Origin of the sequence: Candidatus Borrarchaeum sp. (assembly GCF_019058535.1) — an archaeon.
In the GTDB taxonomy this organism is placed as follows: domain Archaea; phylum Asgardarchaeota; class Sifarchaeia; order Borrarchaeales; family Borrarchaeaceae; genus Borrarchaeum; species Borrarchaeum weybense.
The window spans coordinates 1-25,456 of the sequence record NZ_JAHPYX010000275.1 but is presented as its reverse complement, the minus strand read 5'-3'; the positions used below and the strand labels follow the sequence as shown (position 1 = coordinate 25,456).

Sequence of the window (25,456 nt, the reverse complement as noted above, 5' to 3'; positions counted from 1 at the left end):
GCTATGAACTGAATGTGGTCATTGAAAAAAACCTTAGGCCTAGTGTGAAGTCTATAGCGGGGATAGATCTCGGTTTGAAGCGGTTAGCAGTAGCAGTCACTTCCAATTTATCTGGTACAACGAAAGTTCATATTTTCCCTAAAGAAGATTTTAAAGATTTCTTCATTTCGATGCGGCGTCTCAACAACCGTATCGGTAAACTTAAACGTGTTGGAAAATTTGTCGTTCTTAAGAAATTGTACTACAAACGAAATAATTTCGCGAAGGACTTTAGGCACAAATTGGCTCATGAAATCAGTCAATATTTTGCGAGAGCGTTGGTGATTATTGGACATCCCGAAAAAATTCGGTATTCCCACTATAAAGGTTCAGGACATCGTAAAAATCGTAAGCGCACCAACCAATGGCCGTTCAAAGAATTGGCGGCAACACTCGCCCAGGCGATCTTCCAGCAGGATGGCATACCAGTGTTGATGAATGAATGGTGGACCACCCATCGCTGTTCTCAATGCGGCTCGCGTCAAGTCCATATCAATGATCGGGACTTCGTTTGCTTGAAATGCGGTTTTGCTGCCGATAGGGATGTTAATGCCGCTTTTAACATTCTCCAGGATGGCTTACAATATCTTACTCAATCAAAACGTCAAAAAAAGCATAAACACTTACCTCAAGTGTTCCTGAAGGGAACGGGGGGTGCAGTGAATCACCCCGAACTGTCGATGAGCCGACTAAGTGTATGCACCCGTGTTGACAGAACAGTCGGTGAGGACAGAAGTTCCGAACTTAGGTCGGAGCAATTCACTTAAAGCAATAGCGAAAACTCACTGATGAAACTAATGAATTCAATATTGATTATAAGTTATTTTGAAGCAGTTCCTAAATCAGGAGTTAGTGTTAGAATCTTTGAAATGGCTAAAAATCTTGCTTTATTGGGCAATAAAGTTTTCCTAATTGCTCCAAGAAACGATAAAGATCAAGTTCGCTTTAATAACTTACACATAATAAACTTTAAACCAAAACGTTATCTTAAGACACTTTTTAACATGTACTATCTTCTTAAAATCGGTCATCAAATTACTAAGAAGCACAAGATAGATGTTATCATTTCAGCACATTTATGGTCTTTATTACCTGCTTTAATCCTAAAAAAGGTTTATAGTAGAAAATTGGTTCTTGATGAGCATAATGTGGAGTTTGTAAGAGCCATCCGCATGAAAAACTTCAAACGTGTGATATTCTCATTCATATTAGAAAAAGGATTAGCTAATTTTTCAGATAGCATTCTAACAGTCTCTTTACTTGACAAAAGAGCGTTAGGCAATTTAGGCATACCAGTTGACAAAGTACATATCATCCCTAATGGGGCAGATACTAAGAAATTGCACCCAAATATTGACGCGTCCTCAATAAGAAGAAAATATAATGTGGAATCTGACCCTGTGGTACTTTTTATGGGCAAATTAGATTACAAACCAAATTTAGAAGCGCTTGAATTATTATTCCACAAGATTATACCAAATGTTTTACAACAAATACCAAATTGCAAATTTCTCATTGTTGGGATGAATCCTCCTGTTCATCTCAAACACAAATCTGTTCTTTATACAGGCTATGTCAAAGATGTGGCAGAATATATTGCGGCAGCAGATGTTGCAATCGCACCAATCCTTTCAGGTTCTGGGACACGTCTGAAAATCTTAGAATATATGGCTATCGGAAAACCGGTCATTTCTACAAGACTAGGTGCGGAGGGAATTGTTGTAGAAAATGGAAAAAATATAGTTTTAGCCGATGGTATGAACAAAATTTCAAGTCAAGTCATCAAATTGATTTTAGATGCCAACTTAAGAAATAGAATTGGCAAGAAGGCCAGAGAATTGGTTGTAAAGAAATATGATTGGAACTCTATCATGGAGGTTCTCGATAGAGAAGTAATTAAGTCGTTCTAATATGTATTAAAAATAACTCATAGTTCAAATAACTCTTTGAAAAATGACGCGGGACGTCCTACTCCCTTAAAAATTAATCCTTCTTTTATAACTTCTTTTGGATCGAATATATGGCGCCCATCTATTATCGCTGCTGGTGTTGCAAGATGTTTTTTGATTTCTGGCAAATTTAACTGTCTAAACTCATGATGATCAGCTAGAACAACTATACAATTGCTATTCGTTATTGCTTCAATGATTGCGTTAGCCTTATTGATTTTACCTACCTGAGATTCTATTTTTTCTTGAGAAACATAAGGATCAAATACGACTACATTTGCACCTTGTTCTTTTAGAGCAGAGATAATTGGGACTGCAACCGTCTCACGCGTGTCATCTGTATTCGATTTAAATGCAAAACCTAAGACAGTTATTTTTGAACCATTAAGCTCTTTCTTCATCTCATCAAAGGCTGTTTTGACAAGATCCACTATATGTCTGGGCATTGAAATATTTCTCTCACGAGCAGAAAGTATTAGAGATGGTTCGAATCCTTTTTCGAGTACAGAATAGGAAAGAATATACGGATCTTTGTTTAAACAAGAACCTCCTACACCTGCACCAGGAATGAGCATATTCGTTCTATCATAGCCCGTATTGCATGCTTTTATTGTCTCAATTACGTCAATACCTAATTTTTCACAGATAACTGCAAGCTCGTTGGCGAGGGCGATATTGGTATCTCGATAAACATTGTCGAAGATTTTTGCCATTTCAGCAACTCTTGGACTACTCACCTTTACAATTTTAGTTGTCAATACCTCAAAAATTGCAGCAGCTATATCAGTACTTTTCTTATCTATACCCCCAATAACTCTTGGAAGTCTTGGTAGTTCCTTGAATGCGTTTCCTTCCACAGTTCGCTCTGGACAAAAAGCAAGACCAAAATCTTTACCAGCAACCATTCCAGATTCGCGTTCTAGCATTTCACGAACAATTTTCTCTGTAGACAAAGGAGCTACTGTAGATCTTAAGAGGATCATACATCCTTGTTTCATACTGCCTGCTACGTCCTTACATGCGCGTTCAACGTAAGAAAAATTGATACCAGTTTTTTCAACAGGCGTTCCAACAGTGATCATAATGACTTCGCTTTGCTTTACAGCCTCGCTTACATCAGCAGTTGCGTGATAATTTCCCTTTTGCAGTACAACTTGTAGTGTTTCCTTTAAGTCAGGTTCATAGATATGGGGTGATCCCGCATTTATCTTTTCAACAACAGTTGGGTCAATGTCAACTCCGATTACTCTTGCACCTTTTCTTGCCAAGTAGCATGAGAGTGGTAACCCAATATACCCCTGACCGAGAATCGCTATAGTAATCTTACCATCAACAATTCCCGTTTTAATTTCCTCAGGAGTCATTTCTAGTAAATTATAACTCAATCTTACAGCTCCAGATGTAGTTCATTCCGTTAGCACTTTTATGGTCGAAACACGTATCTCTTTTTAATTTTTTCCTGTCCAAAACTTCTTAATAATAACGTGCATTTAGTTGTCTGTTACGGTGATTTTTGTGAAAATTCTATACGCCTCGGATTATTTCTATCCCCACATGATAGGAGGTGTAGAGGAACATATCTATCAACTAGCTAAACATTTTTTACATGATAATTTCCAAATTGCTATATTAACACGTCAAATTGAAAAATTACCATCCCTTGAAAACTATGAAGGCATCAAAATTTACAGATATCGCCCCAAATTGCATCCACAATTATCAAAATTTTTTATAGATCCATATAGCATTAAAAAAACATCCAAACTTATTAATAAAATAACTCCGAATATTTTCCATGCACAAAGTATCCCTTTTATGTCTTTAGCTCCACTTTATGTTGCTATACAAAAAAAAATTCCAGCTGTGCTTACTCTTCACAATTATTGGCCAGTTTGCTTCTTTCAGAGGAGTTATTTTGATAATCATATTTGCAACGCTGTTGATGAAACTGCGTGTAAAAATTGCTTTTCGTCCTATTTACCTCTCATTGGCAAACCATTTCTTACTCCAATTCTTTGGAAACTTTGGAAAAGGAGTTTAATGATTAAACGTGAGGTTTTCGATCGAATACGCGCGATTACTACACCAAGTCATGCACTCAAAAAATCATTAGCAAGAATTGACATTCCGTTAAGTAAAGTCTTAGTCATTCCAAATGGTATTGACCTAAACAAATTTATTCCTGATCTTAATGCTATGGATTTCATCAAACATTTCAAACTGGAAAAGCAAAAAATTATCCTTAGTATCGGTCGTCTCATAAAAGAAAAGGGAATTAGACTTCTGATAAAATCAATGCCTATAATTCTAAAAGAAATTGACTGTAAGCTTGTTATTGTGGGGGGTGGCGAAGAAAAGCCGTTTTTAACACAGCTTGTGAAAAAATTGAAGATTGAAAGGCATGTGATATTTGCAGGGCGAATCCCATCGGTGCTTGTTCCTCAAGCATATTCAGCAGCAGATGTGGTGGTTGTTCCTTCAATCTGGCCAGATCCATTCCCTTATGTGCCTCTGGAAGCATTAGCTATGAAAACGCCTGTGATTGCTTCGAATGTCGGTGGACTTCCCGAAGTTGTTAGACATAAAAAAAATGGTCTTCTTGTAAGACCTTATAATGTTGAAGAACTTGCGAACGCGGCACAAGATATCTTAAGTGATGAACACCAAGCTCAACAAATGGGTTCAGAAGGCAGAATAATTGTTGAAAAAGAATATACTCTTTCTCTTATGCTCGAACGCTATAAGCAATTATATTCAAGTCTGGTTAAATGATCTGTAGTAATCCAAATTGACCAGAAAGTAATAATGAAAGAAAGAGAGCTACAAGTCCAAATGTAATTGAGATAGGCAATCCAGGAAGCATTTTTCTCTTTTCTAACAGTTTCAGGGTAATCATTAAACCCCCAAGAATCCCTCCAGAAACCATCACCAGAGGAAATGATCCAAAGTTCAAAAAGGTGTGCGCTGTCAACATCGAATAGAATACTAGATCTCCAAGACCAATTTCTATCTCCTCACTACTAGAATAGGTCATTGCAGGCATTTGAACCTCTTTTTCTTCACTATACTCAATTATTTGTTTGATAGGACCACGTGTTACAGCAAAAATATCATATATTGAAAGACCGATCAGAAGAAGAATCGTTGACCATGTAGGCATTGCGATTCCTAAAAAAGCGCCAAGTCCGCCACCATATCCCAAGATGATGGCGTTTTGTAAATAAAGATTTGAAATATTTTTCTTAAGTAAAGCATATGCAGCGCCTATACCAATTAGTACACTAATAATCGTGAGAATAAAGAATAAATTCAGGCTGTTAAGAATGACTAAAACAGCTAATCCAAAGTATCCTGTTAACAAAATTCCTCCTAAAGTCATTCCAAAGAACATAAACGCATTTAAAATCTTACCGTATCCACGTTTTAACAGAATCACAAGCAAACTCGCCCCAAGTAGGGCTGCAATTACATATACCAGTGCGTTGAGACCTGCAGCCCCTAGACCTCCCTCTTGTTCTGAGAATGGAGTTATTTCAACTTTAGTTTGTCCTAAAATAGAAATATACGCGAGAAATACCGCAAGTGAAATGGAGAGTATTGTAGGAAGTATAATTTTACCAATAGCTTTAAGGACGATTCGTCTTTCAACTGAATCATCAGTTTGTTCATTTTCAACCATTTTTCGTTCCACATTTCTTCATTAAATGCCAGTTTTCGTAATGTATTATAGAGTTTTTGTTCATGATTGTATTAGAAGTGTAATATCAAATCAAATTATTAATAGGTTGATCAAGAGACATTAGGTGACTTTAGGTGACTTTAAGTGAGCGAAAGATCATTTCTTTAATTTACGAGATTATAGGCGATTCTTTGAGTTCTTTGCTTCCATTTAATGATGACGCTGTCGCCATTGAAATCGGAGAAATAGTGTTAGTCATAAACACAGACATGTTCGTACGAAAAACAGACGCCCCTCAAGGAATGGCAGTAAGACAAATTGGGCAAAAAGTCATTGTTATGAATGTTAGCGATCTAGCTGCAAAAGGTGCAACACCAGTCGGATTTTTATCCGCTTTAGGTTTTCCTTCTGATTATAGCAAAAATGATATTGAGGAATTGCTTCACGGTTTCAAAGAAGCATGTTCTTTGTATAGAATACCTTATCTCGGAGGCGATACAAATGAAGCCGATGATCTGGTTATTGCAGGAATAGCACTAGGAATTACTAATAAAGACGAATTAATTTCACGGGCGGGAGCTCAAGAAGGAGATCTAGTCTGTGTGACAGGCATGTTTGGAAAGACAGCTGCCGGCTTTAAAATCCTGCTTGATAATCTTGAATGCCCTGAATATTTAAGAAATGAATTTATTGAAGCCGTCTTCTATCCACGAGCACGCCTAGATGAAGGGTGCGCTTTAGCAAAATCACGAGTACCCACAGCAAGCATAGATTCCAGTGATGGATTAGCCTGGTCTCTTCACGAAATAGCAAAGGCAAGCAATATTGGGATAGAAATCAATGAATTACCTATTGACTTATCAGTGGAGGAGTTTGCAAGACTCAATCATCTTGATCCATTCGACCTATGTTTTTACGGCGGCGAAGAATTTGAACTAATTGTTACAATACCACCGGAAAAAATAGTTCATGCTTCTGCAGCTTTAAATGCCGTGAAGGGACAGCTTATACCTATTGGTAGGGTAGTAAAGGCAGAAGGCTTATTTTATACTGAAGGTGAAAAAACGAGGGAGATTTACCCAAGAGGTTATGAACATTTCACAAAACATTAAACATTAAAATACCAACTAATTAAAGACAGGCGGATACCTACTCACTCCGTATCCAAACTTAAGAGGTGAATAGTTTGACGAAGGTACTAGTTGCCTTTGATACAAAGTATGGTAATACCAAAATTGTCGCGGAAAAAATTGCAGAAGGTATGAAAGAAGTTGAGGGAATAGAGGTTACAGTTAGTAATATGAAAAAAGTCGACTTAAAGACAATAGAGCAATATGACGCGATTCTAATGGGTTGTCCTAATCATTTTGGTGGACCGACCAGGACTGCTAAGAAGTTTATTGACAAACTTGGAAAACTCGACCTGAAAGGCAAAGTAATTGCGGTTTTTGATACTTATATAAAAGAAGACTTCGAGAAAGCAGTGAAAAAAATGGAGGAAAAAATAAACGAAAAAATTCCTGGGTCAAAACTGATGACACCTGGCTTATCAATAAAAGTTGAGGAGATGAAGGGACCAATCCTAGAGGAGGAGTTTCCTAAAACGAAAGAACTTGGAAAGCAGATTGCTACACAAATTAAAGGTTGATCGCTGGATGCCAAACGATTTTATGACAGTTAAAAGGAAGAAATCTTATATAAGAGACGATAAACTTTTCTTTTTAATAAAAGAATCACTGATATTGCCGAGAGCAAATGCTTAGAGGATCTTACAAATATCAAAACATTAAGGCTTGGTGATAACCAGATTAAAGAAATCAAAAGTCTAGAGCATCTAGTCAATCTGCAAATATTATTTCTTTCCGACAATCATAGATACAAGAAATCAAGGGTTTAGAGAACTTAAAAAAATTGCAAATGATACTTCTTAGAGAGAATCCTCTAGCAGAAGAGGAGAATAAATTGTTATCTCAAGGCGCACAGAAACTTGTAAGATACTGTCAAGAAAAATCCAAACAATAAAAAAGTGGCGGGCCCGGCGAGATTTGAACTCGCGGTCTCCTCTGCAGCAATCAATTTGAGGGCCGCAATCAGGCTTAGAAGGCCTGCGCCCTATCCTGGCTAGGCCACGGGCCCTTGTAAGATGTAGTGGTAATAGAATTTTTACATTTTAAATCTTTAGCCTCTGTTAATAACTCTTTATGGTTATTGAAGTTGTCTTGAAAAATGTTGCCTCTTGTATCGATAAATTTGAATATTGGAGGATCAAAATTCCTAGAAAAAATGAAAGAAAAGTTGCTATACTAATCGAGGATCTATGTGCTCGCTCTCTGGATGCTCGGGAAGCATTCCACACTCCTCTAAATAACACGTGACGTTCTTGAATGTACATTTTTCTTTACAACTGGGACATATTGAATCTTCTGGGGGCATACCCGCCTGAAAAGTATATCCACAATTTTCACATTTCCAAAACGGCATATAGTTCACCTTTTTGGGAAATCGAACGAACTTGCTTTATAATTTTACGAATAGGGCAAGATCAGATACCATAAGAGGACCGCAAAAACTGTTAATCAATTCATAGGTAACTAAGATTTCTTTTCGTGTTTCACAATTGAGTTATGGTCTTCGTGCTAGAGGGTCATACCGTTTTTCGTAAGCATACCATTTTCCCTAATTCCAATGTTTGTGTAGTGTGACTTGTCCATAGCTACTGAAATGATAAATGGTTTCATGTTAACGATGTCAAAGTATCCAACGGGCATGTAGTTTGGTTTATCCTCTACATCGGCCCCCTACTAAGACGATAGGCTTGGGAAACAGAAAAGCCTTAGGTTCAAGTTCAATTTTTTCCAAATTTTTTACTTCCTTGCATTGATAACGCAATTACCAGCGGTCGTAGTGAATTCTTGACTCATTATATCGACTTGCTGGAGGTTTTTGCTCTGCAGAATAACCGATAGGAATTACTGAAAAAGGTATGACATGTTCTGGAATGTCTAATAATTTTTGAAGAGCCTTTATTCGATCTTCTCTTGGATAAAAGCCCAACCATACGGCTCCCAATCCTTTAGCTTGAACTGCGATCAAAATGTTCTGCGTGGCCGCTGAACAGTCTTGAACCCAGAACCCTTTTGCTTTTTCCAAGTTTAAATCGCCACAAACCACCACCGCAACAGGAGCATCTCTTAGCATTTGTGAGTAAGGCTGAATTTTGGGGATTTCATCTAAAATCTGACGTTCTCTAATCACAATGAAATGCCACGGTTGCTGATTGACCGCTGATGGCGCGCTCATAGCCGCTTTCAACAATTCTTTAACAATTTCATCAGATACAGGTTCTTTGGTAAATTTTCGTATACTTCTTCGCGAAAGAATAGCTTCCACATTCTTCCCTCCTTTAAATTCTTAAGTATTCCTTTTTCATGTTATAAAGATCTTTCGAATCCTGCATCAAATTATGACCGTAAATCTTAAACTACTTGATTCTTCAAGATGAACGAAAAGAAAACTGTGAAGTCATGGATTTTATGTGCCTAAGATAACATTAGGAATGAGATAGGAAAGTTTAAATTTTTAAGAATTCGTTGGGGGATATCCACCACTGCTGATGCTTGAGCGATTATAATAGTGTCACTTGTAGCAACAATATCACAATTTAGTTTTTTTAGGGTCGTGTCTACTTGCTTGACTGTCTCGGCATCTCCATTTAACTGTAATTCATTCATTTTTTCTCGTATACTATTTGACAGTTCGCCACTTTTACTAACTTGAGAATCAAAAAAGAATTGTAGTGATTCAGGAGGATATTTTGCGATTTGTGAAAGAATAAGGTCTATGGACTTTTTTGTCACAGACGTTATCACATGGCTTCCAAAAACGCCTGAGACATCACGTAGGATGCCATCATCACATTCTATGATCGTTTTTTTATACAAAATACTTTCAACAGTAATGAGCACATTATACCCATCAACCGCAAGAAGTTTTCCTGAAATTTGCTCAAAGGGCACAAGTTTCTTTTTGATTGCAGTGATCTCATCATTCGAATATAGGGCTCGATAAAGTATATGTCGTTCAGATTTGTCGAGTTGATATTTGTTTCCTACGAATTTTATGGCTCTTGCTTTATCATAACGGCGATTTAACAAAAAGCGAAGGTCTATCGAAGCATCTTTCATGCGTTCATCTAACAATTCAATAACCTTCTCAAAACTCGTGCTTAAGCTCATTGTGAAGTCTGACTAATAAAAAAAGAGAATTGTTAAGTTATAAATTGAAAAGAAAAATTGATACAACAAAGAATTTCATTCAATGAAAATCGCTGCTCTTCCTGGTATCGCACTATTGGCTTTTTTCATTGGGTCATAGCGTTCTGGGTCATCGGCCTCATAGAGTTCTACTGTAGTATTGAAAGTATTTTCTATAAAAGGAGTTGCCGCTTTTAGAGTTGTGAGTTCATCAAAGGATGCCGCAAGTTTTTGTGCAATCACTTCTGGAGACAGAGTCTTTGCGGTGGGGAGGAGTTTCTGTACAAGCTTTGAAGCCAGCTTTCCGTGTTTCTTGATTTCAGAATTCTGAAATATTGCCTTCATGATCCCACTTTGACTTGACTTGCCGTCTTTAAGCATAGTAAGGAGTTCTATATAGAGTATAGAAGCCCATTTGGGTGCAACATAGTAAACTATACGTTTTGGCAAAATATTCGTGACTTTCAAGATCTCTTGTGTGTCATCTATTGTTTTTCTAAGGAGATCTTCCATAGCTACTGCATCAAACATTACCTTTGCATCTTCTTTTTTCGGCCATGATGATAAAGAACAATATCCTTCTCTTCCTAATACTTGCCATATTTCTTCACAAATAAATGGCGCAAAGGGGCTTAAAAGTCGTATCCATACATCAAGGACTTCGTGAAGTACGGCAGTGATTGTTTCATTTCGTTCTGGATTATCTTTTTCAGGATCCACTCGTTTTAGGTACCATGAAACATCTTGATCAAGCAAGAAATACGCGTTTTGAATAGCATCCCGCACACGACATAAATTCATTGCTGCAGTAGCTCTTGTAATTCTATGTTGAAGTTGACTTATCATCCATCTGTCAATATCTTGAAGTTGAGGTGTGTCCCTAACATGTTTGCTTGCGACTTCTTGAGCAAAACTATAAAGGCGTTCAAGTCGATTTCCTATCGATTTTGCCATTCTCTCGCTAAAAACGGCATCAGATAATATCTCCGCTGAACTTAAAACAGAAAGCCTAATTGCATCTGCGCCGTAAGTTTTTATAGCGTCATGGATAGGAATGATGTTACGCAATGACTTTGACATTTTGCGAATTAGGACCTTTCCATCAACTTCTTCCTCCATTAACACTGAACCATTGACTACAATCTGCTGTGGCCAATTTTCACGTGGAAAAATTGCTGTATGATTAAAAATCATGAAAGTGAGATGATTCCAGATGAGGTCGCGACCTGAGTGCCTTGAATCGAGTGGGTACCAATAATTAAATTCATTCCTCATTGATTCAAGAAGTGCTGGGTCAAGTCCACATGACTTTGATACATCTTTTGCATTACTTTGACCTAGAAAAACATAATCAAACACAGTGTCGTTAAAATTATCACCAGTGAGACTATACTGGGTGATATACTTAGCAAGTATATAATAGGCCATATAGATAGTTGAATCAGAGAGACTTTCAATAATCCAATCGGGATCCCAGGGAAGGGGAGTACCTAAGCCAGATTTACGGGCGCAGGCCTTTGCAGTCAACCAGTTGACGACATCTCGGTACTCGCCCATTAATTCTTTGGGAATAATACTCATATTATCTAAACATTCATAAGCTAGTTTTTTCCAAGTCGGGTCTCCGTAATTGATAAACCATTGATCACGAACAACCTTCACTACAACTTCAGTTCCGCAACGGCAATGAATTGGGGCATTAACAATTTCATAGACTGGATACGCAGTACCTTGCTCAATCATATCCTCCCTTACTCTATCCTTTGCTTCAGAGACCGGCAATCCTTGATATTTTCCGGTTATCTTTTTGAGAACACCGCTTCGAAACTCCGCACCATAAATTTCATCCGTAGCATCTTTGCATTTTGGATCGTTTTGATCTGTAACGCCAAGTTTTTCAACCGCATCTTTAGCTGGATAATCTGAATAACCCTCAATAGAGATTAATGAGATAGGGGCTAACTCCTCGATTTTTTCTGGATTGATTCCATATTTTTCTAATTCTGGGAGACTCTTTTTTAGATCTTCAATAGCAATATAGTCATAGGGGGCATGTGCCGGCACACTCATGACGCATCCTGTTCCAACATCTGGATCCACAAAAGCGCCTGGTAATATGAGCAGCCCTTCTTTTCCGGTCATAGGATTCTGCACAGTTTTTCCAATAATGTCATATCCCTTTTTTGTCTGCAAAATTTCAACTTTCTCAACTTGATGCACTAACTTTTCAGCAAATTCCTTAGAAATAAACCACTTTTCGCCATTAAGTTGAGCACCATCAACCTGAGCAATCACATAATCAGCATCTGGATTAACAAACACGTTTGTGACACCAAAGACCGTTTCCGGCCTATATGTTGCCGTAGGCATATACCAGCCATTAAAAATGAATTTTAATGCTGTAATTTCTTCCATTTCGGGTTCCTTATCACCCAAAGTATCATGCTGCCCAACGGCATTTTGGTCTAAAGGACACCAACCTACAGGGTGACTTCCTTTAGTTACGTAACCTCCTTTGTGAAGTGTGTGAAACTGCCATTCGATGAACTTCATATATGGCGGATCGATAGTTGTGAACTCACGCCTCCAATCGATACTAAATCCGATTTTTTTCATGCCTTCACGAATCTCATTGTGAAAGTAATTAGCAACCGCTAAAGGGTCATTCTTAAATGTGGATATAACCTCGCTGGGCACCTTGTAAATTTCTTCAAAAGTCTCAATAAGTTCACGATCATTTTCTGCAATTCGATTTGCCATTGCTAAAATTGGAGTGCCTGTATAGTGAAACCCTTGAGGATAGAGGACATTGAGTCCTTGCATACGTTTAAATCGAGCATAACTGTCGGTAAGAGTATACGTTCTTGCATGTCCAACGTGCTGTGGAGAATTCGGATAGGGATATGCCACTGTTAAAAAGAATTTTTCGCGATTCTGATCTGGATTGGCTTCAAAAATCTTGTCATCCTGCCATTTTTTCTGCCATTTCTGTTCAAGTTCCTTAAAATTTACCATTCTTGTGTCACATCCGACAAGCCTTAAATTTGGCATGGGCTGCTGATATGTAGTTAAAGCATAATTAAAAGAAGTAATTTAAAAAGATTTTATGAAAAACTTATAGTTATATCAGCTTTAACGTGAAGAGAATAGATAAGTGCGCAAGAGTTTATCCAAATAGCGCACCGAGTCCTGTGTCCTCTTCTTTCTCTTCTTCTTTTTTCTCTTCTTTTGCTTCTTTCTTCTCAACAGGCGCTGCAGCAGGAGCAGCAGTTGCAACTGGTACAGCAGCAGCAGTTTTCAGAGCTTCATCAATGTTCACTTCGTCTAATGCAGCTACTAATGCTTTTGCACGAGCAGCTTCGGGCTTAAGTCCAGCAGCTGTAAGTAGTTTAGTCAGAGCAGCTTCAGTAATTTTTTGCTTTGCAGAATGAAGCAACATCGCACCGTACACGTATTCCATACTCAAACCTCCTTATCTCTTTATTTTAATAGAAATACTATCCAAATAAATCTCCTAAGCCTCCTTCTTCCTCCTCTGGTTCAGATGGTTTCTTTTTCTCAACCTCAGGTTTCTTTTCTTCTGGAGGAGGAGTTTCGGGAGGAGTTTGTATAAGTTCTTGGGGTACTACAGAAGGGGCAACACTACCGATCTCAGAAGCAAGGACTAACATTTGCCTATTTGCTTTCATCAATACTGCAGGCAGAGTTTCAGGCGTTATAAATGAAGCCGTTTCGGCTAAACGCATACTGTTCATAAATGCCTTCTGTATCAATATTTGAACTGTTTCAGGTGTAGGATAAGCAATATTTGTGGCTAAATTAAGTGCTTGTGAGACCGCTTCGATAAATTGACGGCGGATTTCTTCTACATCAATTTGTAATTGTTCTTTGTGTATTAGAGCACCATCTTCATATGCAATCTCTACAGCAAGACCTACTAGCATAGGTTCAATGCCTAGACGTGATAACACTAAAGCTAATTGCCTACTAATAATGTCACCCTTTTTAGCGACTGTAGTGTCCTTCGTAATAGCAATATTACCCGCATCAATCTTTGTTGGAAGGCCAATATTCCCGAATTCGGTAATAAGTGGACCTGGGGGGAACCCCGTATTTCCAGCAGGAACGACGATATTCTCAGGCGCAGTATGTCCAGGTTTAGCCAGGGTTCTCATCTTGTTTTGATCGAGAATTCGTGTAAGTTTAAATGGATCCATCTTAGCGAAAATAAAAATATTTGAGCCAATCAAATATTCTTCAAGTTTAGCAATGTCGGCCTTTTCATCTTTACAGTTTCTTAATGCAATGCGCATAAGGGTATTTTTTGTGACTTTTAGTGTAGCATCACCCTCTAAGAGTTTACGTAACCGTTGGATTTGTTTTGCCCCAATTCCCTCAGCCTTAGCGATTCCAAGCACATCTGAAGATTTAATTAGATTTGTAAGTTGTTCAACCGTGTTTAATTTGACAGTTGGAATTTTTTTAGGTGGTGAAGTAGTCGCCATTTCTTACGCTCCTTAAATCTCTATCTTTACTGGGGGGCCCATTGTTGTTTTTACGTAAATAGATCTGATGTTGTCACGTCCTTTCTCAAGTTTTTCTTCGACTGCCTTTAATACGCTTTCAATATTTTCGCTTATATCTTCGTTAGTCATATCTTTTGTGCCAATTTTTGCAAAGAAAACTGGGTTTTGACGCAATCTCATTTTACAAACGTTCTGTAAACGTCCAATTATTGGTTCTAGATCTGCTCCAGTTGGTGGCACAACTTGTGGCATCTTTCCACTAACACCCAGTACAGGTCCCAAAATTTTACCAACTGTAGGCATAAGATCCGCTTGGGCTATAAAGAAATCATATGTTTTGCCTAAATCTTTTGCAGCCTTTTTATCAGTTGCATATCGCTCTAAATCGTCTTTATTTATAACTAAGTCTGCAATTTCTTTTGAACGTAAAGCTAAATCACCTTCTGCTATTACCGCTATTTTAACCTTCTTTGAGGGTGAATGCGGAAGAGGGATTTCGAGTTTTATCCGGTTTTCTGGCTTTTTTAAGTCAATATTTTTAAGATTAATGGCTAACTCTACTGTTTCGGTAAATTTTCGATCTTTAGCTAGTTTTTTTGCCTCTGCTACAGCCTCAGTGATATTGGACATGATTATTGCCCCATTTAACATAATAATGAAGAAAAGTTACATGAAAACTTATGCAGTGTAATACATACTACATAGGTAATTGACAAAATTGAAGGTATTTTCTACATCTTTTAAATCTTATCTTAGTTAAACTACACGTGTTCTAATTTGCTTAATCTTCTACAAGAAGTTCGTTCCATTGACCCTCATCTATTTCTTTTTGGATTTCTCTTGGATGCTTGTCCTCCACAGTTGCGCCTGTTGTAATGGCCGTACCGAGAATTTCTTTGACTGCGGCTTTAAGTGAATTTGCCAGAAGTTTATCACGTTTTAACTTGGCTATTTCTATTATCTGAGATAAAGTAAGATTACCTATGGCTTCAGATTCTTCAGTTCCTGCAGTTCCTGACCCCTTTTCAATCCCTAATTCTTTCAAGATAAGTGCAGAAACAGGAGGAGTTCCGACTTCTATTTCGAAGGATTTGTCATCTGTGTTAATCGTGATAGTTACTGGAACTTTAAGACCCATATAAGCCTTAGTTTTCTCATTAATTGCTTGAATAATTTGAAAGACATTCACGCCCGTAGGACCCAGTGCAGGGCCTAGAGGAGGGCCCGCCGTTGCTTTTCCTCCATCGACTAATGACTGAATAACAGCTTCTTTTCCTGACATACATAACACCTTAATTCAATGAAACCATAGAGGATCAAAGTGTAACATTTTAAAAAAGTTATCTTTAATGGTAATTAAGTCCAAAATTTTTAAATCTACAGCACTAAAATCACTTAAAAGCGAAAACCTCATCATGATATCACAAAACATCAATTTAGGTCAACTACCCCAACCTAAAGGGTAGGAGCATCCAATACTAGGAGTCGTGAACTTCCATAATGCTTGAATACTTCTTTAATCCACAGTCAGTTGCTGTCATTGGAGCATCAAGAAACCCTGCGAAGGTAGGATACTCCATACTTTCGAACATAATTGACAGTGGATATCGTGGCAAGATATATCCTGTTAATCCAAAAGCTGAAGAAGTATTGGGATATAAGTGCTATTCAAGTGTACTGGAAATTGATGATGATTTGGATTTAGCGGTTATAGCCATCCCCGCAAAATTTGTTATTCAAATTATTAAAGATTGTGCAGAAAAAAACCTGAAAAGTATTATTATAGTATCTGCCGGTTTCAAAGAAATTGGAATCGAAGGAGCACACTTAGAGCGTGAATTGATTAGACTATGTAAACAGTATAATATTGATTTGCTTGGTCCGAATTGTCTCGGAATGATCAGCACTTTCACGCCAATTAACGCCTCATTTGCATCTAAAATGCCTCTCCGTGGATCGGTTGGCTTCATTTCTCAAAGTGGTGCATTATGCACAGGCATTCTCGATTGGAGCTTAGAAGAAAATATTGGATTTAGCAGATTTATTAGTTTAGGAAATAAAGCAGGTTTAGATGAGACTGATTTTATTACGGCACTAGCCGACGATATTGAAACAAAGGTAATCCTTTGTTACGTTGAAGGTATAAAAAATGGTGAAAATTTCCTGAAGAATGTTAACAAAGCAACTAGAAAAAAGCCAGTCGTAATAATTAAGTCAGGAGTCTCAGAAGCTGGTGCCAGAGCAGTATCATCACATACTGGAACCTTATCTGGATTAGATCAGGCATATGAAACCGCGTTTAAGCAACTTGGAGTTATTCGTGCAACGGAAATGCAAGAGCTCTTTGATCTTGCTGAGGCGTTTTCAAAGACCCCACTACCAAAAGGTAACAGAGTAGCAATTATTACGAATGCAGGTGGGCCAGGTATCATAGCTACTGATGCCGCTGATAAATATGGCCTTAAACTCGCAGCCTTTTCACAAGAAACATTTAAAGAACTACGAACGGGATTACCCGAAGAAGCTGGTAAACATAACCCAATAGATATTCTTGGAGATGCAAAATCCGATCGATTCAAATTCGCTTTGGAACTTACAGCAAAAGATGAGAACGTGGATGTCGTAATTGTTCTTTTAACGGTTCAAGCAATGACAGACATTGAAACTACTGCTGAAGTTATTGCAAATATTAAGCAACAGTCAAATAAACCAATTGTAACGAGTTTTATAGGTGGTATTGACGCCCAAAAAGGTGATAATAAACTTAGAGAGTCCGGTATTGCGAATTATCCTTTTCCTGAACGTGCTGTCGCTGTAATGGCTCAATTGGCTAAATACTCTGCATACCTGAAAGAAGAAGCGCGAGAGCTACCAGAACCATTCTCAGACATAAATCGATCTAAAGTTGGAGAAATTTTCCGTAATGTCAGAGAAGATGGAAGGAAAACATTATTAGGCTATGAAGCAATAGCTGTAGCTAACGCATATGGAATATTGACACCTCCGACCGAGTTAGCACGATCAGCTTTTGATGCAGTCGAAATTGCAAACCGAATTAGTGGTGGTGGAAGCGTAGTTCTAAAAATTGCAAGTCCACAAATTATCCACAAAACAGACATTGGCGCAGTACGCTTAGGGCTACGTTCACAAAAAGAAATAACTGACGCCTACAATCAAATAATTGAAAATAGTGTTAGATATATGCCCCATGCTAAGATTTATGGTGTTGAAGTCCAAAAGATGAACCCAAAAGGACGAGAGTTAATTATTGGTATGTCACGTGACCTCACTTTTGGACCAATGGTGATGTTTGGGCTTGGTGGTATCTTTGTCGAAGTCTTAAAAGATGTTACATTTCGATTAGCCCCAATGTCACTCAAAGATGTCAAAGAGATGATTTATGAAACCAAAGCTGCAGGGACGTTATTGAGAGGGGTAAGAGGTGAACCTCCTGCAGACATTAATTCCATAATAGATATGATTCTTAGAGTTTCTCAACTAGTAACTGAGTTTCCAGAAATTTTGGAAATGGATATTAATCCTTTATTTGCTTATAATGAAGGTGAAGGTGCAAGTGCACTTGATGTCAAAATAAGTTGTCGTTGGCGAGATTAATTGAGAATTTACCATTCAAATCTTTGCAAAAATGACGATGATTAATGATGAAAAACAGATAAAAATTCAAATAAACTACACAAATATCTAGCAGAAAATGTCTTTGCACTAGGAGGACATAATGAATGAAATTGTTTATTACCTCTCCAGCAGGGTATTCTGGTAAGACGGCGGTCAGTATGGCTTTAGCAATCTTACTAAAGGAACAAGGATTTAACGTTGGTTATTTTAAACCCATAGGAAAACCAGGCATACACGATGATATCCATGATGAAGACGCACACTTAGCGAAAGTGATTTTAGGAATGGACTATCCTCTTGATGTAATTAGTCCAGTTTTGCTTCGACCAACTCGATATTTAGAAGAGAGAAGTAAAAGAGAGGAGTTACATCAGAAAATTCAAACCGCTTTCGAAACGTTGTCTGCTGCACATGACATATTGATTATTGAGAGTTCATGTTGCTTAAATGATTACGCTAGTCTGGATCTTGATGGGGCTCAGCTTGCAAAAGAATTTGATTCAAAAATGATCCTTATCGTTACAGGAAAGGATGATCGCGCGGTTGATACTATCCTTAGAGATAAATACTTCATTGAACAAAGGGCAGGTACTGACACAATTCTTTCTGGAATTATTTTCAACTATATTGAACCATACGTCCTAGAGCGCATTAAAGGGATAACATATCCAATCTTGGAACAATTTAATATCCCAATCTTTGGATTAATTCCTGCTGAAACCCGTATCGTTGCACCAACCGTCTCAGACATCTATAATGTGCTAGGTGAAGGTGAAGTACTCGTTGGGGAAGATAAAATGGATGAATTGATAGTTGAAGACTTCCTTGTAGGTGCAATGAGTCCTGAGGCATCTTTACGTTGGTTTAGAAGATCAATCCGCAAAGCTGTTATTCTAGGAGGAGATCGACCAGATACTGCTCTCGCAGCACTCACAACCGATACTTCCGTGCTCATACTAACAGGGAATTTGCATCCTAGCACCCATGTATTAGTTAAGGCTGATGAAAGAGGTGTGCCGGTCATTCTGGTACCATATGATACATTCAGTACTGTAAGAAAAATTGAAGGGATTGTAGGGAAGATAAGGCCAAAACTCAGCACGATCACAATTATGAAGGAATTAATTGAAAAACACGTGGACTGGCAAACGATTTTACAAATTTTGAAAGAAGAATAAAATTCTGCATTTTTTCAGATTGAGAGTTAAGATTTTAAAGGAGTAAAAATAAAACGTTTTTTCAATACAACAATAACAGAAGTGTCAAATTATAGAGGTGTAATTATGGTAATAATTAATGAAGTTGAAGTGCGTGAAGGTCTCTATTATAACAAGGAACATTCATGGCTTAAAATAGAGGACGGGAAAGTTAAGATAGGTATCTCAGATCATGCGCAAAAACAACTTAAAGAAATCGTTGTTGTAGATCTTCTTGATTCAGGCGACGATGTAAGCCAAGGTGACAGTTTCGGCGAAGTTGAATCAGTTAAAACTGTTTCTGACTTGATTTCTCCAATCAGTGGAACCATCACCGAAGTCAATAGCGAGTTGGAAGACTCACCAGAGTTAGTAAATGAGTCCCCTTATGATGAGGGATGGATGATCGTTGTTGAGCCTTCAGATCTTGATGCTGAACTTGCGGGTCTCATGAGTTTTGATGACGCTGTAGAGTTCTATGAAGAGGTAGCAAAAGAAGAATAATTTCTTTGACTTTTTCATTCTTCTATTTTTCTTCTATTTTTCATTTAGATACCATAACTTCCAAATAGATTTAAGATAAGTTTATAGCTTTAATCAGGTGAATAAAATGACACGAAAGATAGTTATAGTGGGTGGCGGTGCAGCTGGAAGCAGCGCTGCATCCTTTGCAAGAAAAACCGATCGAAAGGCGGAGATAACGCTAATTGATATGCATAAAGACATCGGGTACTCACGTTGCGGATTGCCTTTCGTCATCGGCAAAGAAATCCCAAGCTACAATGATTTAACTGTCTATAGTGAAAGTTATTTCAAAATGTCAAAAATCGATACATTTCTTGAAACTACTGTTACACAGATAGAGCCTAAAGGCAAATACATTATGGCGATAGACAAAAATGGAACTGAATCAACAATTGAGTATGACTCGCTAATTTTAGCCACTGGTGCAGATGTATTTTGTCCTCCAATCCCTGGGATTGATACAGAAGGGGTTTTACCTCTTAGAACTATCGAAGATGGCATAGAAATCGAAGAAAGGGCTAAAACCTCAAAAAGTGTTGTTATAATTGGGGCGGGGCTTATCGGTCTTGAAATAGCTGTTGCTTTGCGAGAACGAGGACTTGAAGTCACGATAGTTGAAATGCTACCTTATATTTTACCTCTTGTACTGGACAAAGATATGGCCAAAGATGTACACAAAGAGTTGACTGACCTAGGAATTGAAATTATAACCGGTTGTGGGGTTGATGAAATACTGGGCGATGAAGAAATTAACGCATGTGTTATAGGTGAAGAAACAATAGATACAGATTTTGCAATCAATGCAACTGGCGTACGCGCAGACGTCAAGTTAGCAAAAGCAGCTGGTATAAGCGTTGGAAAAGGTATACAAGTAAATAAACACATGGAAACGAGCATTCCCGATATATACGCGATTGGCGATTGTGTGGAATGTAAACACTTGATCACGGGCGAATACATACTTTCTCAATTAGGAACGACGGCCACTCGTCAAGGGCTTGTGGCTGGTCGAAACGCAGCTGGACAACGAGACATCTTTCCTGGCGTACTCATGTCATCTGTGACCAAGATTCATGGTTTGGAAATCGGGGCCACCGGCTTGACAAAATGGGCTGCTGATAGAGCTAACATTGAAACAGTCATTGGAAAGATGACAGGTCATACAAAACCACATTATTTCCCTGGAGGCTCTAAAGTAAAAGTAAAGATACTTGCTAGAAAAGATGATAGCAGAGTCATAGGTGCACAAATTGTAGCTCGCGAGGACGTTGGGCATAGAGTTAATATGGTTGCCACTGCTATCCAGAGTAATATGACAGTAAATGAGCTTGCAAAAGTTGATACGTGCTATGCACCCCCAATTGCGGATACTTTGGAAACTGTATGCTTGGCCGCAGAACTAGCTGCTAAAAAGTTATGAGATAGATCATAATTTATTTTTTCTTTTTCTTGTCACAAAAAGAAAAAGTCGGTCAGGACTGACCATAAGCTTTGAAAGCCTCGAGGACAACTAATTTTTTATATTCACCCATAAGAAGCAACAACATTGCTTTTCCTGAAGTTGAGACAAAGGAAATCTTGTTTAGTAAGTTATACTTGTTCAAACCAGCAATTGTGTGACCACCTCCTGCAACCGAAAATGCCCCTTTGTTGGTGCTTTCAGCGATGGCAGAAAATACTTCTTTTGTCCCAACAGCAAAAGTTTCCTTTTCATATTGCCCGGGACTGCCGTTGCAAACAATTGTTTTCGCGTTGTTTATGACTTGTGAGAATTTTTCAATAGTCTTTTTACCAATATCACAGGGTAAAGCGGATAATGGCAGTTCATTCAGAGAAACTTCCACACGTGTTCCATTTTCCCCTATAGCGAGATCCTCTGGCAGCACGATTCTGCTCTCAAATCTGTTTAGCACGTCTTTTGCTTTTTCCATGACCTTTAGGTATCCTTTCTCTGAGAGGAAATCCCTGTATGAATCGCCAATATCAAAACCTTTTGCTAACAAGAAAAGATTTCCCATTATACCAGATGCTAAAACTGAATCTGCAATATTTTGCTCTAATACATACTCAATCACTTTTAGTGTATCTTCTGGTTTTGCTCCACCTAGCACGTAAACACAAGGTTTTTGTGCAGAACTACCTGCGACTTTCATCAGCGCGTCTAACTCGTCTTTCATAACATATCCAATCGCCGATGGCAAGACTGGAATGAAACCTACAAGCGAAGGTTGTGACCTGTGTGCAGCTGAGAAAGCATCATTAACGTAGGCATCAAGTAAGGGTGCTAACTTTTGTACCATTTCGGTCTTTGCTTGTTCCTCAACAGGTCGTTCAATAACCTCTTCTGAATAAAAACGAGTGTTCTCAAGGACGAGGATATCCCCGTCATTTAATTCGCTAATTTTATCTCTTGCCGCTTCGTCAAAAATACTATTTACAAATTGAACAGGGCGCCCTAGTACTTTACCAAGTACTTCAGCGTGTTGCTCAAGGCTTGTAAAGTCTGCGTCTCCAGGTCTACCTTGATGCGCCATTACAATAACTTTTGCACCACGTTCGACTAAATTCTGAATAGTTTTTGCGTGACGTCTGATTCGAGTATCGTCCTGAATTTTTCCTGTCATTGGATCAATAGGGGAGTTGAAGTCAACTCTAACTAAAACCCTTTTCCCTTTCACTTCAATATCATCTATTGATTTGATTACTTCCATATGTATCCCTCTGTCGTTAAGAGAATGTATAATATGATCTCAATAAATCTTGTAGAATATAAAAATATTAAAGTACATTTCGTTCTGAGGATGTCTTAATCTGAAGTTCCCTTTCTTTGAGCGTTGTTATAAGGATAAGATATTTATTAACCTTCGTTACTTGTAACTTCATTATCGTTTACTATGCTTACTTAAACTCTCGATTCCTGATATTTGAAGAATTATCACGTAAGCTTTCGGTCAATAATTTGAAAATTAATTGCAGTAAGGGAGAGATAAGCAATGCCAGAAAATTTCGAAGTACTGATTAAGCGCTGCTACCAATGCGGCACCTGTACCGGTGCATGCCCCTCTGCCAAAATTACCGGTAGATTTAATCCTCGCAAAATAATCGCTTACATGCTTCTTGGAAATACAGATAAAATGGTCGCAGATGATGTAATCTGGCTGTGTACCGCCTGCCATGCCTGTGTCGAACGTTGTCCAGAATTAGTCTACCCTGCAGAGGTGTTGTTTCAGTTAAAGAATGTCGCGACTTCAAACGGAAAATTTCCAATAGGGCTTAAAGAAGAAGCCATGCAAATTTATACGACAGGCACAACAGTTGCATATTCGTCCCCCATAGAAAGACGACGAAAGAAACTGGGACTACCAGAATTCCCAGCGGTTAACGTTGACGAAATTCAAAAAATAATGGAACTAACCGGTATTGACAAGAAACTTGAATTTAATGGATCAACTCTTAAAGAGCAAAAGGCAGAGCAGGAGGAGACGCAATGACAAGTTATGGCTTTTTTCTTGGTTGCATGATCCCCTTACGTCTACAGAACTTTGAGGCCTCAGTTAGGAAAGTTCTACCAGCCTTTAACATAGACTTACTGCCTTTGAACGGGGCGGGATGCTGCCCTGATCCTATCGGGATTCAATCGCTTGACCAAACGACATGGTTTTCTTTAGGTGCAAGAAATATCGCCATTGCAGAAGAAATGGGCTACGACATGCTAACTCTCTGTAATGGTTGTTTCGAAACGCTAAAAACAACTAATCATGAACTGAAGCATGATCCTACCTTAAAAGAAGAAGTAAACGCTATCCTCTCTCAAATAAATAAAGAATTTAAAGGGGACATAAAAGTCCGTCATATTGTAGAAATCCTCTTTGAAGAGATTGGGCCCGAGAAAATTAAGGATATGGTAAAACAGCCTCTTCAAAATCTGAAGGTTGCAGTTCATTATGGTTGTCATCTTATTAGACCGAGTGCCATCTTGGCGTTTGACGACCCAGAAAGACCTCAATCACTTGATGTGTTAGTTGAAGCTTTAGGCGCGACAAGCATTCCATACTTGAAGAAAATGGAGTGTTGTGGCACAGGAATTCGTAGCATAGACATGGATTCTGCATTGCAAATGACAAGACAAAAACTTATAGAGATGAAAAGAGTTGGCGCAGATTGTATTGTAACAGTATGTCCTTTCTGTTTCATCCAATTTGATGTCGGACAATTTCAGATTCAGAAACAGCTGAAAGAAGAATACAATATACCAGTGATTTACTACATGGAACTTCTTGGGCTTGCTATGGGACTCGAACCAAAAGAATTAGGGCTTGATACGCACCGAATTAAAACTAAAAAACTCCTTGAACGCCTTTTTAGTTCATAAAGATGACATTGCATCATAAAACACGTTATTGGTTGACGGATAAAAGAATTTAATTGAGAAAAAGCGAGGTTATTTCTAATGGGTAAAATTAAAATTGCTGCTCTACAGCCTTCATTACCACATGAAATGAAACCGATGGATAGGCTAAAAAAACAACTAGACATGTGTAAAGATGCTATAAAAGTTGAATGTGACTATATCTTTTTCCCAGAATACTTTGTAGGATTTAGTTACATCTGTGATTTGGATAGTTGCGAAGTGCTCGACAATGTATCGAGTTTTGCAAATGAGCACGGTGTATGGCTCGGCATTAACTTGAATCGCTATATAGACAAAGAAGAAAAGACAATACATAACTCTGTTATTCTAATAAAGCCTGACGGCGGTATTGCAACCATTTATAATAAAATGCACCCTTATTGCTCATGGGAACCTGCTGTAGTTAGATCTCAAGGCTATAAATTCAAACTTGGAGATAAACCTGAAGTATATGATACTGGTATGTGTAAAATTGGTCTTGGTCAATGCATAGAGTTATGGTTACCCGATTTTATGAAAATTTTAGGAGAGATGGGAGCAGAAATTGTTTATGTGCCCAGCCGTATGCCAATCCCCTACTTCTTGGAAACTGATCTTTTCGCACGAATCAGGGCCAGGGAAAACTGTAATTATGTCGTCGTTGGTGGTGAAGCCGGTAAAACCAAACCAGGGACCTATATTGCCGGACCTCAAATAGGCGACATAATAATGGATTTAACACATATTGGTAACCATGAGGGTGTGGTATATAAAACCATAGATATTGACTGGCTAAGGGATCAGAGAACTCACAGAACTCCAATATGGACTATACAAACAGATCAAGAACTTAAAAAGGCGAGGAAAACGGCAACGGACTACATTAACAAATTCTATGGGGAAGAACACCTAAACCAGTTCATTAAAGAATGGGACATGACATGAAAAGAAGGATTTTTTTGGATAAAAAAAACGATAGGAGCGTAGCTGGCTTAGAATTCATCTTCTTGTGGGGGTCGTCGTAGACTGAAAAGTGCTTCGTTGTGTTTCTTGGTCAATTGGTAGCAATCGTATATCCCATATAAGTACCAGACGAGTGTTATGGGAATTAGAATTAATGTCGCTCCAATGACCCACATTATAATGCTTATAACGATGAAGACAAGACCACGCTTTATTTTATTTACGTATAAATGCCCTAAGCCTGGAAGTAGGAGGGTTAAAATAACGCTTATAGCTTCGTTTTTACGAACTGTCATAAGT

Annotated in this window: 25 protein-coding genes and 1 tRNA gene; 13 read left to right on the top strand and 13 right to left on the bottom strand. The window is 38.2% G+C overall.

Annotated features, from left to right (window positions below):
- A partial coding sequence (locus QVB70_RS17755) for a transposase (protein ID WP_287589103.1) occupies positions 1-806 on the top strand: 806 nt, incomplete at its 5' end.
- Between the two features lie 30 nt (positions 807-836).
- On the top strand, positions 837-1,949 hold the full coding sequence (locus tag QVB70_RS17750) for a glycosyltransferase family 4 protein (protein WP_287589101.1): 1,113 nt from the start codon (positions 837-839) through the stop codon (positions 1,947-1,949).
- Between the two features lie 17 nt (positions 1,950-1,966).
- On the opposite strand, the gene QVB70_RS17745 is transcribed toward QVB70_RS17750, so the two are convergent.
- Complete coding sequence (locus QVB70_RS17745; RefSeq protein ID WP_287589099.1) at positions 1,967-3,373, bottom strand: nucleotide sugar dehydrogenase; 1,407 nt, start codon at positions 3,371-3,373, stop codon at positions 1,967-1,969.
- A gap of 130 nt (positions 3,374-3,503) precedes the next feature.
- Here QVB70_RS17745 and QVB70_RS17740 point away from each other — a divergent pair, with 130 nt between their 5' ends.
- On the top strand, positions 3,504-4,760 hold the full coding sequence (locus QVB70_RS17740; RefSeq protein ID WP_287589096.1) for a glycosyltransferase family 4 protein: 1,257 nt from the start codon (positions 3,504-3,506) through the stop codon (positions 4,758-4,760).
- Here QVB70_RS17740 and QVB70_RS17735 read toward each other — a convergent pair.
- A complete protein-coding gene (locus tag QVB70_RS17735) occupies positions 4,753-5,667 on the bottom strand; it encodes a presenilin family intramembrane aspartyl protease (RefSeq protein WP_287589093.1) in 915 nt (304 codons plus the stop codon). The genes QVB70_RS17740 and QVB70_RS17735 overlap by 8 nt on opposite strands.
- Before the next feature lie 134 nt (positions 5,668-5,801).
- Between QVB70_RS17735 and thiL the strand changes: the two genes are divergently transcribed.
- The 3 genes from thiL to QVB70_RS18615 all read left to right on the top strand — a co-directional run bounded on the left by thiL (position 5,802) and on the right by QVB70_RS18615 (position 7,564).
- Positions 5,802-6,779 (top strand): thiamine-phosphate kinase, encoded by a 978-nt coding sequence (gene thiL / locus QVB70_RS17730; RefSeq protein WP_287589091.1) that lies wholly within the window; start codon positions 5,802-5,804, stop codon positions 6,777-6,779.
- Between the two features lie 74 nt (positions 6,780-6,853).
- Positions 6,854-7,315, top strand: a complete 462-nt coding sequence (locus QVB70_RS17725; RefSeq protein ID WP_287589089.1) for a flavodoxin family protein — start codon at positions 6,854-6,856, stop codon at positions 7,313-7,315.
- An 84-nt stretch (positions 7,316-7,399) separates the two neighbouring features.
- Entirely contained in the window at positions 7,400-7,564 is a 165-nt protein-coding gene (locus tag QVB70_RS18615) for a leucine-rich repeat domain-containing protein (protein WP_369335143.1), read from the top strand.
- A 130-nt stretch (positions 7,565-7,694) separates the two neighbouring features.
- On the opposite strand, the gene QVB70_RS17720 is transcribed toward QVB70_RS18615, so the two are convergent.
- The 9 genes from QVB70_RS17720 to QVB70_RS17680 all read right to left on the bottom strand — a co-directional run bounded on the left by QVB70_RS17720 (position 7,695) and on the right by QVB70_RS17680 (position 15,728).
- Positions 7,695-7,803: transfer RNA gene (locus tag QVB70_RS17720), tRNA-Arg, on the bottom strand.
- A gap of 162 nt (positions 7,804-7,965) precedes the next feature.
- Positions 7,966-8,148, bottom strand: a complete 183-nt coding sequence (locus QVB70_RS17715) for a rubredoxin-like domain-containing protein (protein WP_287589087.1) — start codon at positions 8,146-8,148, stop codon at positions 7,966-7,968.
- A gap of 408 nt (positions 8,149-8,556) precedes the next feature.
- Positions 8,557-9,057 (bottom strand): nitroreductase family protein, encoded by a 501-nt coding sequence (locus tag QVB70_RS17710; RefSeq protein ID WP_287589085.1) that lies wholly within the window; start codon positions 9,055-9,057, stop codon positions 8,557-8,559.
- Positions 9,058-9,206: 149 nt separating this feature from the next.
- Positions 9,207-9,902, bottom strand: a complete 696-nt coding sequence (locus tag QVB70_RS17705; RefSeq protein ID WP_287589083.1) for a DUF434 domain-containing protein — start codon at positions 9,900-9,902, stop codon at positions 9,207-9,209.
- A 75-nt stretch (positions 9,903-9,977) separates the two neighbouring features.
- Entirely contained in the window at positions 9,978-12,935 is a 2,958-nt protein-coding gene (gene leuS / locus QVB70_RS17700) for a leucine--tRNA ligase (protein ID WP_287589082.1), read from the bottom strand.
- Positions 12,936-13,086: 151 nt separating this feature from the next.
- A complete protein-coding gene (gene rpl12p / locus QVB70_RS17695) occupies positions 13,087-13,380 on the bottom strand; it encodes a 50S ribosomal protein P1 (protein ID WP_287589081.1) in 294 nt (97 codons plus the stop codon).
- Between the two features lie 37 nt (positions 13,381-13,417).
- Positions 13,418-14,425 (bottom strand): 50S ribosomal protein L10, encoded by a 1,008-nt coding sequence (locus QVB70_RS17690; protein WP_287589080.1) that lies wholly within the window; start codon positions 14,423-14,425, stop codon positions 13,418-13,420.
- A 12-nt stretch (positions 14,426-14,437) separates the two neighbouring features.
- Positions 14,438-15,076, bottom strand: a complete 639-nt coding sequence (locus tag QVB70_RS17685; RefSeq protein WP_287589078.1) for a 50S ribosomal protein L1 — start codon at positions 15,074-15,076, stop codon at positions 14,438-14,440.
- A 151-nt stretch (positions 15,077-15,227) separates the two neighbouring features.
- Complete coding sequence (locus QVB70_RS17680; protein ID WP_287589077.1) at positions 15,228-15,728, bottom strand: 50S ribosomal protein L11; 501 nt, start codon at positions 15,726-15,728, stop codon at positions 15,228-15,230.
- A 218-nt stretch (positions 15,729-15,946) separates the two neighbouring features.
- Here QVB70_RS17680 and acs point away from each other — a divergent pair, with 218 nt between their 5' ends.
- From acs to QVB70_RS17660, 4 genes are all read left to right on the top strand, one after another.
- On the top strand, positions 15,947-18,061 hold the full coding sequence (gene acs, locus QVB70_RS17675) for an acetate--CoA ligase alpha subunit (protein ID WP_287589075.1): 2,115 nt from the start codon (positions 15,947-15,949) through the stop codon (positions 18,059-18,061).
- Positions 18,062-18,186: 125 nt separating this feature from the next.
- The gene (locus tag QVB70_RS17670; RefSeq protein WP_287589074.1) at positions 18,187-19,260 is read left to right on the top strand and encodes a phosphotransacetylase family protein; all 1,074 of its coding nucleotides are present in this window, start codon (positions 18,187-18,189) and stop codon (positions 19,258-19,260) included.
- Between the two features lie 105 nt (positions 19,261-19,365).
- Complete coding sequence (gene gcvH, locus QVB70_RS17665) at positions 19,366-19,782, top strand: glycine cleavage system protein GcvH (protein ID WP_287589071.1); 417 nt, start codon at positions 19,366-19,368, stop codon at positions 19,780-19,782.
- Positions 19,783-19,888: 106 nt separating this feature from the next.
- On the top strand, positions 19,889-21,223 hold the full coding sequence (locus QVB70_RS17660) for an FAD-dependent oxidoreductase (RefSeq protein ID WP_287589069.1): 1,335 nt from the start codon (positions 19,889-19,891) through the stop codon (positions 21,221-21,223).
- A gap of 52 nt (positions 21,224-21,275) precedes the next feature.
- Here the strand turns inward: QVB70_RS17660 and pgk are convergent, their stop codons facing one another.
- Positions 21,276-22,514, bottom strand: coding sequence for a phosphoglycerate kinase (gene pgk / locus QVB70_RS17655; RefSeq protein WP_287589067.1), 1,239 nt, complete (start codon positions 22,512-22,514; stop codon positions 21,276-21,278).
- Between the two features lie 282 nt (positions 22,515-22,796).
- On the opposite strand from pgk, the gene QVB70_RS17650 reads away from it, so the two are divergent.
- The 3 genes from QVB70_RS17650 to QVB70_RS17640 all read left to right on the top strand — a co-directional run bounded on the left by QVB70_RS17650 (position 22,797) and on the right by QVB70_RS17640 (position 25,138).
- On the top strand, positions 22,797-23,294 hold the full coding sequence (locus tag QVB70_RS17650) for a 4Fe-4S dicluster domain-containing protein (protein WP_287589064.1): 498 nt from the start codon (positions 22,797-22,799) through the stop codon (positions 23,292-23,294).
- Positions 23,291-24,175 carry a CoB--CoM heterodisulfide reductase subunit B gene (gene hdrB / locus QVB70_RS17645; RefSeq protein WP_287589063.1) on the top strand — a complete coding sequence of 295 codons (885 nt, stop codon included), beginning with the start codon at positions 23,291-23,293 and terminating at the stop codon, positions 24,173-24,175. The genes QVB70_RS17650 and hdrB overlap by 4 nt, the downstream gene beginning before the upstream one ends.
- A 78-nt stretch (positions 24,176-24,253) precedes the next feature.
- Positions 24,254-25,138, top strand: a complete 885-nt coding sequence (locus tag QVB70_RS17640; protein WP_287589060.1) for a carbon-nitrogen hydrolase family protein — start codon at positions 24,254-24,256, stop codon at positions 25,136-25,138.
- A gap of 47 nt (positions 25,139-25,185) precedes the next feature.
- Here the strand turns inward: QVB70_RS17640 and QVB70_RS17635 are convergent.
- On the bottom strand, positions 25,186-25,456 hold a 271-nt coding region (locus QVB70_RS17635; protein WP_287589058.1), incomplete at its 5' end, for a DUF6677 family protein.